Below are 12,233 nucleotides of genomic sequence, written 5' to 3' on the forward strand. Positions count from 1 at the left end.
CTACAGGCTCATCTTCGTCATCGGTTCAATAAAGTCCAGCTCAGGCCGCAGGCGGCGGCCAGCACGCCGGCGCCCGCCAGCCATGGCCAAGGCTTCTGCCACAAGCGGGGCTTGCTGGCCAGGGTATCGCTGGCGGCCAGCGCCACGTGGCGGCCGCTGACCTGCTGCCGCCCTTCGCCATACGCCACCATCAGCGCCTTGTGCGCCATGATGTTGATCAGGCGGGGAATGCCGCCGGAAGCCTTGTACAGGCGCGCCACGCCGCCACGGCTGAACAGGCGCGCGCCGTCGAAACCGGCCACGCGCAAACGGTGCGCCACATAGAAATCCACGTCGTCGCGCGACAGCGGTCCCAGGTGGTAGTGAAAGGTGATGCGCTGCGCCAGCTGGCGGATTTCCGGCAGGGCCAGCTTGACGTCCAGTTCCGGCTGGCCGAACAGCACGATTTGCAGCAGCTTGCGCTTTTCCGTTTCCAGGTTCGTCAGCAGGCGCAAGGCTTCCAGGCTATCGACGGGAATCGCCTGCGCTTCGTCCAGGCACAGCAGCACGCGCTTGCCCTGCGCCGCCAGGTTGAGCAGGCGCAAGTTGAGGGATTTCAGCAATTGATGCTGATCAGCATCTTTTTCCAGCAATACGTCGAGGTCGTCGGCCAGGGCCAGGATCAGCGAGCGGGGCGGCAAGTTCGGATTCGGGATATAGGCCGTGACGAACTCCGGCCCCAGCGACTGCATGAACTTGCGGCAAAGAAAAGTCTTGCCGGTGCCCACTTCGCCAGTGATCTTGATGAAGCCCTCGCCATTGCGCGCCGCCACCAGCAGGGTGTTGAGCGCCTTTTGCGACTGCGGGCCGTTGAAGAAGAAACTGGTATCGGGCGTGAGGCCGAACGGTGCCTCGCGCAAGCCGAAATGGGCCTGGTACATTTAGCGCCGCTCCGACGGACGGCGCGGGTCGAGCGCCTCGATGCGCTTGCCCGAATCGAGCAAGTCCTCGTTCCAGCTGTTGGCGCCATCGACGATGGTGGGCTTGATCAGCACCACCAGCTCGCGCTTCTGGATCACCTGCCCCGTGTTGCGGAACAGCGCGCCCAGCACGGGCAGGTCGCCCGCGCCCGGCACTTGCGAGCGGTCCGCCGTGGTGGCCTGGCGCATCAGACCGCCGATGGCGACGATGCGCCCATCCTGGCTGCGCACCATGCTGTCCATCTCGGAGGTGCTGGAGGCGGCCAGCGGCAGCTTCAGCGAACCAGCGCTGCCCAGGTCGATTTCCTTGCTGATGGTCGACACTTGGCTGACGGACGGGTGCACGTGCAGGATGATGTTGCCATCCGCATCGATCTGCGGCGTCACGTCCAGCACCACGCCGGAAAAGAACGGCTGCAAGGTCACGTTGGGGCTGGTGGTGGCGCCGCTGGCCGTCGTATTCGTGGTGGTCGACACGCCCGTCACGTAAAACTCGTCCGTGCCGATCTTCAGCACGGCCTTCTGGTTGTTCATGGTGGCGATGCGCGGGCTCGACAGCACGTGCACGGAACCCTGCGATTCCAGGAAGGAAATCATGGCGGCAAAATTGGCCGTCTGGAACGCCAGGCCGAACATGGAGCCGGCCGCCGTCGCCGCCGAACTGAGGCCGAAGCCGCTGCTGGCCGTCAAGCCGCTGCCATTCGTCATGTTGGGCGGCTGGCCGCCGTTGAACGGCAGCGGCGCCAGGGTCCCGCCCGGCTGGATGAAGCCCGTCGAGATGCGGTTCGTATGGCCGCTCTTGATGGAGGCGAACGAGGCCCAGTTGATGCCCGTCTGCGTGTTGTCGTTGAGTTCGACTTCGAGGATTTTCGCTTCCAGGATCACCTGGCGGTCGACGGACAGCTGCGTCGCCTTCAGGTACATGTCGACATTGCGCAGCTCTTCCGGCATGGCGCGGATGACGATCACGCCCGACTGCGGGCTGAGCACCACTTGCCGGCCCCCTTCGCTGCTGCCGACGATGGCTTCCAGCGCCGCCCTCAGTTCCGGCCAGAAATCCGCCGTCGACGAGGTGGTCAAATTGCTGCTGTCCAGCGTGCGGCCGCCCTGGCCGCCATTCGTTTGCTGGTTCTGCTCGTTATTATTGCCCTGGTTGCCGTTCTGGCCATTGCTGCCCGAACCGCCCGAGCTGGTCGAGCCGACCGAGCCCACCGACGTCGACGAGACGCGCAGGTTGGAACTGCCCCGGCGCGCGCCCGTCAGGTAATTGACATGGAACAAACGCGTCTGCATGGTCAGCGGCTTGATGTAGATCTGCGTGCCCTCGACCTTGTAGTCGTAGCCATACAGCTCGCGCACGGCGTCGAGCGCCTGGAACAGGGTCACATCCTTCAGATTGGCGGAAATCGTGCCGCCGATGTCGGGGTGGACCAGCATGTTGTAGCGCGTGCCGGCCACGATGGAAGTGAAGAACTGGCGCGCCGGCACATTGTTGAAGGCCACGTTGAAGCGCTCGTCGAGCGCGGCGCGGGCCTTCGGCAATTGCTGGGCCAGGGCCGCCACGGGCGGCAGCAGCGCTGCTTCCACGGCATCCGGCTGGGCCGCTGGCGCCGTGGTGGCTGCCGCGCCCTTGACGGCATCGGTGATCGCATTGTAGGTGTCGCGCTTGACGGGCGCGACATTGCAGCCGCCCAGGCCCAGGCTGACGCTGATGACAGCCGCCATCGTACTGATCTTGAACATGCTCGCCTTGTGTTGATTGAATTGCTTGGCCACTTCTTCTACTCCTGCTTGCGGTCGGTCTTGCGATCGGTCTTATTGTCGGTCTTGCTGCTCGGGTACAGCTTGAAGGTTTCCATCGATTTTCCACGCCGCAACAATACGGCCGTCTCGTGGATCTCCGTCACCACGCCATCGCCCACCTTGCTGCCGACCTTGACTGTCTGGCCATCGATGACGGCCAGGCGGCGCCCGCCCGGCTGGGTGGAGATGAGCACCGATTGCAGCTGCGGCCGGGCCGCGACGACGGGCGCGGCGCTGGCGGGCGCCCACAGGGCCGCCGGCGGGCGCGTCGGGTCGTCCAGCGCCTGCGCCTGCGCGCCCGGCCATGCCAGGCTCAACGTCAAACTCAGCGCCAGGAAAGACGCCGGCAGCGCGCGGCCAGCGGTCAGAGTGCGATCCATGTGTCGTCCATGCTGAGGGTATGTAAGGTCAGGGTCAAGGTGGCGCCCGGATAACCGGCCGCATCGAGGTGGGCGGCGCCCCAGAAGACGCGCGTCGGCATCGCCTGCAGCGCCTGCATGTATTGCACCATGTCCGCATAACTGCCTTGCAGCACCACTTCCACGCCATGCTGGTGCAGCAACGGGGCCGGGGCCGGAACCTTGGCGGCATCCGCCTTGGCCGCAGGATCGCCGTTCGCGGCATCGGTCTGGCGGCCGCCCACGGCGCTGGCGGGCAGGGTTTTCAGCGACACCACGCGCAGTCCGGCGTGCCGGCGCAGCAAGTGTTCGAGCAAGGTGACCATGCGCCCGGGCGCCACCAGGCCGTGCTGTTTCTCGCGCAGCGCCTGCGCCAGGGACGCCGTTTCCGCCTGCAAGGCCGCCAGGCGCGCGCGCGCTTCCCGGTCGGGGTCGGCGGCATGGGCGAGCATGCTCAGCTCGATTTCCTTGTTCGTCGCACTCAACAGGCTTTGCTTTTGCGCAATACTCGCTTCCAGCGTGGCGCGTTTCGCCAACAGGGGATTGAAGCTCATGAAATAAAACACGAACAGGATGGCGGCGGCGCCGGCGCCGAACACCATCAGCCGCTCGCGCAGGCTGAGGGCGTCGAAGGCGGCGGCCCATTTCTTCAGCAAGGGCAGCATCAGCGCGTTCCTCCAGCAACAGGTTTTGCCGGCGTGGCGGCGCGGTCCGCCGACTGCAGGCTGAACGCGATATACGGCAGGCTGGCCGCCTTGCCCTCGGCCACGGACGGCTGATCGGGCTGCCCGATGTCGAGGCTGGCGAAGGTCTTGCCTTTCAGTACTTCCTGCTGGCCCAGGCGCGCGATGTACGCGGGCAGCAGCGACGCGTGCAAGGCCCGGCCCTGCAGGCCGAAGTCATTGCCGGCGCCGGCGATGTCCACGCCCGTCAGCCAGACGCCCTCGACCCTGGCCTGCGCCAGCGCGCGGAAATAGCCGGCATAGCCGAGGGTATTGCCCAGCTTGCCGCTGTCCAGCACGGCCGACGCATCCTGCAGCAGCTGGCGCTGCGCCTCGACGGCCGCCAGTTCCTGCGCCAGGGCCGGATCTTTCTTGCGTGGAGGAAAATCGCGGACGATCTGGTCGCGCTTCGCCTCGACTTGCGCCAGCGCCGCCTTGGCGCCCGCTTCGCGCTGTTCCAGGTCCGCCGTGGCCCGCTGGGCAACGACGCCCAGGGTCAGCAGGACCAGCGCCAGCGCGCCCAGGCCCAGGCCGGCCGTACGCGCCGACATATGGTGTTTTTTCAGTTCAAACTGGGGATTGAACAGATTGATCTGCTGGCTCATGCGCCCTTCCCTTCGTGCTTGCCCGGGTGCACGCCGACCTCGCGCAAGGCCGCGCCGATGGCCAGGAAGTAGCGCGCCTGCATGGCGGGCGCGCGCAGCTCGGCGGCCTGGGAAAAATCCAGCACCGTGGCCAGGTCGATCTGCTCGACCGGCATGTAGAGATTGTCGGCCAGATACGCGTGCAAGCCATCGGCCGCGCCCGTCATCAGCATCAGACGGGCCAGCGAAATGAAATGGAACTGGCGGTCGAAATGGTCGAACGAGCGCTGCAGTTCCAGGGTGACGCGGTCGTAGTACTGGCTGGCGTCGGGCGACTGCAATTGCGCCAGGGTCACGTCGATGCGGCGCGCCTGGTACAGCTCGCCATTGAAACTCATGGTCAGCAAGCCGCCGTCGCCATCGAAGAACAGCACGGCGATGCCGCGTCCCGGCGTTTCCAGCAAGGTGGCGATATTGCGCTGCGCCATCTCGGGGATATCGATGACGGACAGGCCGATCTTGCATTCGGCATACTGCGCCTGGCGGCGCGACACGGCGCTGTTGCGCGCGGCGACGGCAAACACGCTGCTGCCCCGCTGGGTGCCGTTCGGGTCGGCGGGAATGTCGAACACGTCGATGGTGGCCTCGGCCAGGGGAAAATCCAGCATGTCCTTCAGGCGCCAGCCCACGGCCGTCTTCAATTCCTCGCGCGGCACGGCCGGCGCTTCCAGCGACAGCAGCTGGTAGTCGCCGCCGGCCAGCACGGTGGTGCAGTGACGCGCGGCGGCCTGCAGCTCCTTGCCCAGTTTCTCCAGCACCTCGGTCGGCGCCGGCCGCGCGGCCGCCTGGTAGCCGGCGCCCCGCACGCGCGGCATGCCGTCGGCGGGACGTTCGACGACGACAGCGCTGACGCCTTCGCGGCCAAACGCCGTGGCCAGCCAGCCATCGTACTTCTTTGCTCTTGCGAATAAACCCATGCGAACTATCCAGTGTAAGTGCCTGCCCGATCTTGTCGCGCAGTTAATGCATCCAGCCAATTTTAATTCATGAAGTCAACTTTATTGTGTAAAAACAATAAATTAGCGATCTTTTTTTTCACGCAGTTGACCTTACTGCGACAGCACGGCTTGCAGGCGGCGCTGGACATAGTCTGGGTTGTTGCCTGCATGTGGGCAGAACGGCCCGGTCGTGGCCGGCTGATTGCAGGCCGTGGCCGTGATGGTCCAGCTGGTCAAGGTGCCCGGCTGCGTCGCCATGGAGCACTGTATGCTGACGCTGAACGCCGACAGCGTGCTGCCGGCGGGCATGGCAAACGAGGTGGCCGCCATGCATGGCGGTGCCGTGGCCAGATTCGCGGCGAGCTGCTTCTGCAAGCCCCATTCGAGGCCCGCCCGCGCGGCCTGCTCGGCCCGCACGCCCTGCACATCCATCGCCGATTCCGTCTGCTGGAAAGTGGAGATATTCACCATCACGGCCGCCAGCGCGGCCAGCACCACCAGCAGGAAAATGGCCGTGACGAGGCTGAAGCCGCGCATGCGGCCCGTGCGGGGGATCAGCAAGCGCGTCATGGCGTATTCCTCGCCTGTACCTGCTGCACCAGGCGCAGCACGCCCGTATTGCTGTTCGCCGCACCCAGGCTCAGGTCGATATTCACCAGGCCCCGCTGCACGTTGGCCAGCACGGCGTAGCTGAAAGCGCACGCCGTCACCTGGCGCGCCAGCTGGGCGCCATTCGCCGCGGCCAGCGGCGCGGCGTCCTCCACCACCGGCTGGGTGGCCACGATGGCATAGCCGGCGTAGCGGGTCAGGGTGCCAGTCGACAAGTTGCAGGCATAGGTGACGGGCGTGGACACCACTTGAAAGCGGTTCGACGGCGACGGCAGCGGCGCCGGCGCCGTCGTGAAGGGATAGCTGCCGAGCGTGACGACGTTGCCGGCCACGCCCGTCACGCTCGCCCGGTTACAGCCAGTCGCCGCGCTGCACGCATACGCATTGTTCGGCGCGTAATCCGTGCCCAGGTTGTAGACGACGATCTGGTCGCCCACCCGGATCGCCTGGCGCGCGCCCAGGGCATCGGCAGGCATGGCGCCGACGACGGTAAAGTTCAATGGAAGGCTGGGGTCGGGAGGGGTATCAAAGCTCAGCACGTTGCCCAGGCCGGACGGGTCGCTGTCGCTCAGGTAGCGCCCGCCCGTCTTGGTCAGCAGCAATTCCAGAAACAGGCCGTCGTTCGACACGCGCACACTGTTGGGCAAGGCCAGGCGCACGTCGCGCGTCAGGCGGCGCGCAGCCGTATCGGCCGTGTCGGCCAGCGCGGCGCGCGCGGTGGTGTCGATATAGCCTTGCACGGGCACGCGGATGAAGACGGCGACCATGGCGCCGATGATGCCCGTGATGACGATCACGATGACCATCTCGACGAGGGTAAAGCCGCGCGGGCGGCGCCTGGCGTTGGGGGAATTTCTCATGGGATACTATTTGGCGCATAGCGCACGCGATAGCCGTCGAGCACGATCTGCTGGTCCGCATACGGCACCCGGACCTGGATATGCAGGCTTTCCGAGGCGGGCAGGCCGCGCAGGGATTCCTCGGTGATCGTCACCCACGCCGTATAGGCCGGGCTGGCGCCGGGTACCCATACGCGGCCCTGCGCATCGGTCGTGTAAGCAACCGCCGTGCCAAAAGCGCTCACATAATCGTTGACATTATCAAAGGGCCGCGTTACGCCGCCCGCCTCTTGCCCGGCCACTTCCGGAATGGCGCAGCCGGCCGCACTGGTGGCCGTTTGGGCGGCCGGGTCTTGCGGATCGCAATAGGTAAACCGCGCCAGCTGGATTTCTTCCAGCATGCCTTCGGCAATCGCCAGCGCCTGCTTGCGCAGCTGCGGGTCGGCGCTGTGGCTGGTGGTCAGGCTCATCACGCCCAGGATGGCGGCCGAGGCCAGGCCGACGATGACGATGAACAGCACCAGTTCGATCAGGGTCACGCCGCGTTCACGCCGGCGCCGCTGGCTAATGGACATAACCCGTCTCCCCTTCGACGGTGACGTCGCGCTGCATGCCATCGCCCAGGATGCTGATTTTCAGCCGCGCCGGGAAGGTCGATGCGTCCGGAAACACGTTGACCAGCTTATACGGCTTGCCCAGCGCGTCGAAATAAAAGCCCGCCGTATCGACGGGATCGGTGGACAGGGTGACGCCGGACGGACGGCCTTCGCACAGCCAGTTGGTTTCCACACAATACTGCAGCGTCTCCTTGCTGCCGCTATTGCTGCCCGTGGGCGGCACCACCTTCTCGGCGGCGCTGCAAACGGCATCGAAGCACAGGGCCACGCTTTTCTTGTCAATGATGTGGACATACACGGCACGGTTTTGCGCCACCGCCAGCTTTTGCCCGTAGCGCACGATATTCGTCACCTGGTCGGCAAAACTGCGCGCATCAAACGTGTCGCGCTGGAAAAACCGGCTCACGGCAAAGGTCGCCAGCAAGCCGGCCAGCACCAGCACGGCCACCAGCTCGATCAAGGTGAAGCCGCGCGCGCGGCGCCGCAGCCTGGCCTGCGGTAGCGCCACACGTTGCGGCAAGTTGATCGATGGCAAGGACAATGGAAATACCCGTAAAAAAGCCCAACCGGCGTAGCCTGGCGTTGGGCGGGCGGAAACATGGCGCGGCCGTGCCAGCTTGCCGGCACGGCATCTGCACGCCCGGATTAACTGCAGTTGGCCGACGTCAGGGCCGTCGCGTCAACCACTGCTGGCAGGGCCGGCGTCGTGCCTGCCGCAGGCACAGCAGCCGTATAGGTCACCTTGCAATTTGTACGTTTGTTGTCAGGCAATACAGTCAACACGGTCGCTGTTGGCGCAACGGTGGCGATATCGTAGTCAACCAGGCCGCCTGCCGCCGCAGCGATGCCAGGCGCCGCGATGCCCGGGTAGCCGCTGATGCCCTTGACGTCCGTGCCTTCCATGGTGACGGCAACGCTGTCCGCAGGCGACCCCTTGACCAGCCATTGTGCGTGGAACAAGGCCGAGCCGGACTTCAATGCGCCCGTCGCCGCCTGCATCTTGGCGATGCGCGCATCGGTCGACATGTCGACGAATTTAGGAATCGCCGTGGCTGCCAGGATGCCGAGGATCACGATGACGACGACCAGTTCGATCAGGGTAAAACCCGCCTGGGCGCCGCTTTGCATACTACGTAAAGACTTGTTCATTCTTGCTTTCTCCAAAATCAAATAAAAACATCAAAACCAACACATGAAACTATCGCTGCGCCGGGCCAGGAAGCGCGTCACTTTGCTGCAGAGTCCGGCGATTTCCACACCACGATATCGGGTTCCTGGGCGAGCTTCTCAAGATCGGCATCTACACCTGGCAAGATTACCTTAAATTTCACTGCATCAAGCCCTGTACCAGGAAAAATATTGCCATTACTAAACAAATAGATGATTTTTTGCTCTTTTCTGTCGTAAAGCCAATTGCCACTAGGCAATTTATCGAGCTCGGGGGCATCGAACTCGCCCAGGTAGTTGGCCGGTTTGTCGGCCAGCCAGTCGAACGGGTTTTGCCGCGCCAGCGCCGGTATCCTTGCGCGCCCGTCCGCCAGATACAGCTGCAGCACCTGCACCCGCAAGCTGGTGCGCAAGGCCCCCAGCGTCTGCGCCATGGCCACCTGCTGCGCCTGCTGATGGTAATCGCCGACGCGGTTCAGGAACACCGCCACCAGAATGGCGAACAGGCTCGCCACCACCGCCAGTTCGAACAGCGTGAAACCGCGCTGGCGGAACGGTTTTGCCATCAGTGCAGGGCCGCCCGGCCCAGGTCCCAGATCGGCAGGAAGATGCCCAGCGCCAGCACCAGCACCATGGCCCCGAGGAAGACGATCAAAATCGGCTCGATCTGCGCCGACAGGGTCTTCAATTCATAGTCGACTTCGCGCTCGTACATGTCCGCGATCTCGTCCATCAAATCGTCGAGCGAACCGGATTCCTCGCCCACGGCGATCATCTGCAGCACCACGGGCGTGAAGACGCCGGCCGCCACCGAAGTGCGCAAGATGCTTTCGCCCCGCTCGACGCCGTCGCGCATCTGCTCCACGCGCGCGCTCAAATACGTGTTGTCGACCGTTTGCGACACCACCGTCAGGGCCTGCACGATGGGCACGCCGCTGGTGCTCGACAGGGCGAAGCTGCGGGCAAAACGCGCCATCGTGCCTTTCAGGATAACCTTGCCGGCGATCGGCAGGCGCAGCTTGGCGCGGTCCCATTTATAGAGCCCCTCTTTCGTGCGCAGCCAGGCGCGCCAGCCGAAAAAGCCGCCCACGCCCAGCAGCAGCAATATGGGCCAGTAAGCCACCGTCAGGCGCGAAGTGCCGATCAGGATGCGCGTCATCAGCGGCAGTTCCGCATGAAAACTGGCGAACACCTTCTCGAACTGGGGAATGACGAAGATATTCACCACGATCATGGCGGCGACCATGGCGAAGACGACGAAGGTCGGATAGCGCGTGGCCGACTTCACGCGCGCGCGCATGTCGCGGTCGAATTCCAGGTGATCGAACAGGCGCAGGAACACTTCATCGAGGCGCCCCGTCATTTCCCCCACGCGCACCATCGACAGATAGAACGGCGTGAAGATGGCGGGATGGCGCGCCATGGCGGCCGACAGTTCGCGCCCCGCATCGAGCGATTCGCGCACGTCCTTGATGATGCGCCCGAACGCGGGGCTGATGGCGGACTCCTGCAAGCCGGCCAGGCCGCGCATGATGGGCACGCCCGCCTTGAGCAGCGTGTACAGCTGGCGGCTGAACAGCTGCACGTCCATGGGCGTGACTTTTTTCTCGGTCAGCTTGTCCCACCAGCCCAGCTGGTTGGCGCCGGCCTTCGTCACCGTCTGTTTGGTCACGCTGATGTCGACGGGCGTGCTGCCGCCCGCCATCAATTGATCGGCCACGGCGCCGCTGTCGGCGCCTTCCATCACGCCGGTCAGCAATTCGCCGCTGGCGCTGCGCGCCTTGTAGGAGAAAAACGGCACCTCAATCCTCGCTCTGGTTGCTGATGCGCATCGCTTCCATCACCGTCGTGCGGCCCTGGACCACCAGCTGCACGGCGTGGCGGCGCAGGGTCTCGCCCGCCATCTGCGCCGTCGCCACCTTCATGAAGTGGGATGGATCGGCATGGTTGGCGGCGTCGGCCACGGCGCGCGTGATTTCCAGCAATTCGTACACGCCCGTGCGGCCCCGGTAACCCATGCCGTTGCAATGCGAGCAGCCCTTGCCGTGGAAGTACTGGTTGCGTTCGACCAGCTCGCCCAGTTCCAGGCGCAGCCATTCGTATTCATTCGGCGTGGGCGCGTACGGCGTGCTGCAGCTTTCGCAGATCACGCGCACCAGGCGCTGCGCCAGCACGGCTTGCAGCGAACTGCCCACCATGTAGCGCGGCACGCCCATGTCCATCAGGCGCAGCGGCGTGCTGATGGCGTCGTTCGTATGCAGGGTCGACAGCACCAGATGGCCCGTCATGGCGGCGCGCAAGCCGATCTGTGCCGTTTCCTGGTCGCGCATCTCGCCGACGAGCACGATGTCGGGATCTTGCCGCAGGGCCGAGCGCAGCACCCTGGCAAAGTTCAGCTCGATCTTCTCGTTGACTTGCACCTGGTTGATGCCCGCCAGCCGGTACTCGACGGGGTCTTCCACCGTGATGAGCTTTTTTTCCACCGAATTGAGTTCGGACAAGGCGCAATACAAGGTCGTCGTCTTGCCGCTGCCGGTCGGCCCCGTCACCAGCACCAGGCCGTTCGGGCGGCTGACGATGGCGCGGAACTGCTGCACCAGCTTGGGCGGCATGCCGATGGCGTCCAGGCGCAAGGTCGTGCCGCCCTGGTTCAGCAGGCGCATCACCACCGATTCGCCGTACTGCGTCGGCATGGTGGAAATACGCACGTCGATGCGCTGGTTTTTCACGCGGATGGCGAAGCGGCCGTCCTGCGGCAAGCGTTTCTCGGAAATATCGAGGTCCGACATCAGTTTCAGGCGCAGCGCCAGCGAACTGGCGATCTTGCTGTCCGCTTCCGTCTGCAGGTGCAGCACGCCGTCGATGCGGAAGCGGATCTGCAGCCGGCCTTCCTGCGGTTCGATGTGGATGTCCGAGGCGCGCACCTGCGTGGCATCCTCGAACACCGATTGCAGCAGCTTGACGATGGGCGCCTCTTCCAGGCCCGGATTGGCGGCCAGCGCGCCGAAGTCGACGGAGACGTCGCCCAGGTCCTGCTCCAGCTCGCGCGTCAGCGTGGAAATATCTTCCGTGCGGCGGTAGATGCGGTCGATGGCGGCCAGCACTTCCGTTTCATTGACCACGGCCAGTTCGATCTGGCGCTTGACCAGGCGCGAGATTTCATCGTACGCAAACAGGTCCGTGGGATCGGACATGCCGACCAGCAAGCCCTCGCGGCGGTCTTCCAGCACCAGCGCGCGGAAACGCCGCGCCTGGGTTTCCGGCAGCAGCCGCACCAGTTCGGGATTGATGTTGAAAAACTTCAGATTGATATAGGGAATGTCGAGCTGGCGCGCCAGCGCACCCGAAATCTGCTCTTCCGTGACGAAGCCGTGCTCGACAAAAACGCGGCCCAGCTTGCGTCCCGAACGCTTCTGTTCCGTCAAGGCCTGGCCCAACTGTTCTTCCGTCAGCAATTTCTGCTGCACCAAAATTTCACCGAGCCGGACTTTCTCTGGCCTTGCCATGCTTGCTCCTCGACAAATTCTTCAGACGATG

General features: G+C 64.6%; 14 protein-coding genes. All 14 read right to left on the reverse strand.

Features of this window, described 5'->3' with window-relative positions:
- Positions 1-17 precede the first annotated feature (17 nt).
- Complete coding sequence (locus AC07VH_RS05245; protein ID WP_475414483.1) at positions 18-920, reverse strand: ExeA family protein; 903 nt, start codon at positions 918-920, stop codon at positions 18-20.
- Entirely contained in the window at positions 921-2,702 is a 1,782-nt protein-coding gene (gene mshL / locus AC07VH_RS05250; RefSeq protein ID WP_475414482.1) for a pilus (MSHA type) biogenesis protein MshL, read from the reverse strand.
- Positions 2,703-2,740: 38 nt separating this feature from the next.
- Positions 2,741-3,142, reverse strand: coding sequence for an MSHA biogenesis protein MshK (locus AC07VH_RS05255; protein WP_475414481.1), 402 nt, complete (start codon positions 3,140-3,142; stop codon positions 2,741-2,743).
- Entirely contained in the window at positions 3,127-3,825 is a 699-nt protein-coding gene (locus AC07VH_RS05260) for a type II secretion system protein M (protein WP_494787021.1), read from the reverse strand. The genes AC07VH_RS05255 and AC07VH_RS05260 overlap by 16 nt, the downstream gene beginning before the upstream one ends.
- On the reverse strand, positions 3,825-4,487 hold the full coding sequence (locus tag AC07VH_RS05265) for an MSHA biogenesis protein MshI (RefSeq protein WP_494787022.1): 663 nt from the start codon (positions 4,485-4,487) through the stop codon (positions 3,825-3,827). The genes AC07VH_RS05260 and AC07VH_RS05265 overlap by 1 nt, the downstream gene beginning before the upstream one ends.
- Positions 4,484-5,443: an agglutinin biogenesis protein MshI gene (locus AC07VH_RS05270; protein WP_494787023.1), complete on the reverse strand. Its 960-nt coding sequence runs from the start codon at positions 5,441-5,443 to the stop codon at positions 4,484-4,486. The genes AC07VH_RS05265 and AC07VH_RS05270 overlap by 4 nt, the downstream gene beginning before the upstream one ends.
- 132 nt (positions 5,444-5,575) lie before the next feature.
- The gene (locus AC07VH_RS05275; RefSeq protein ID WP_494787024.1) at positions 5,576-6,034 is read right to left on the reverse strand and encodes an agglutinin biogenesis protein MshP; all 459 of its coding nucleotides are present in this window, start codon (positions 6,032-6,034) and stop codon (positions 5,576-5,578) included.
- Complete coding sequence (locus tag AC07VH_RS05280; protein ID WP_489630655.1) at positions 6,031-6,933, reverse strand: prepilin-type N-terminal cleavage/methylation domain-containing protein; 903 nt, start codon at positions 6,931-6,933, stop codon at positions 6,031-6,033. The genes AC07VH_RS05275 and AC07VH_RS05280 overlap by 4 nt, the downstream gene beginning before the upstream one ends.
- Positions 6,930-7,487: a type IV pilus modification PilV family protein gene (locus AC07VH_RS05285; protein ID WP_489630654.1), complete on the reverse strand. Its 558-nt coding sequence runs from the start codon at positions 7,485-7,487 to the stop codon at positions 6,930-6,932. Before AC07VH_RS05285 ends, AC07VH_RS05280 begins: the two co-directional genes overlap by 4 nt.
- Positions 7,477-8,064, reverse strand: a complete 588-nt coding sequence (locus AC07VH_RS05290) for a pilus assembly FimT family protein (RefSeq protein ID WP_475414474.1) — start codon at positions 8,062-8,064, stop codon at positions 7,477-7,479. The genes AC07VH_RS05285 and AC07VH_RS05290 overlap by 11 nt, the downstream gene beginning before the upstream one ends.
- A 110-nt stretch (positions 8,065-8,174) precedes the next feature.
- The gene (locus AC07VH_RS05295; protein WP_475414473.1) at positions 8,175-8,678 is read right to left on the reverse strand and encodes a type II secretion system protein; all 504 of its coding nucleotides are present in this window, start codon (positions 8,676-8,678) and stop codon (positions 8,175-8,177) included.
- 77 nt (positions 8,679-8,755) lie between these two features.
- Positions 8,756-9,262 (reverse strand): type II secretion system protein, encoded by a 507-nt coding sequence (locus tag AC07VH_RS05300; protein WP_494787025.1) that lies wholly within the window; start codon positions 9,260-9,262, stop codon positions 8,756-8,758.
- Entirely contained in the window at positions 9,262-10,497 is a 1,236-nt protein-coding gene (locus AC07VH_RS05305; protein ID WP_475414471.1) for a type II secretion system F family protein, read from the reverse strand. The genes AC07VH_RS05300 and AC07VH_RS05305 overlap by 1 nt, the downstream gene beginning before the upstream one ends.
- Before the next feature lies 1 nt (position 10,498).
- Positions 10,499-12,202 (reverse strand): GspE/PulE family protein, encoded by a 1,704-nt coding sequence (locus tag AC07VH_RS05310; RefSeq protein WP_494787026.1) that lies wholly within the window; start codon positions 12,200-12,202, stop codon positions 10,499-10,501.
- Between the last annotated feature and the right edge of the window lie 31 nt (positions 12,203-12,233).

This window comes from Janthinobacterium sp. GW821-FHT03C10 (assembly GCF_059420865.1).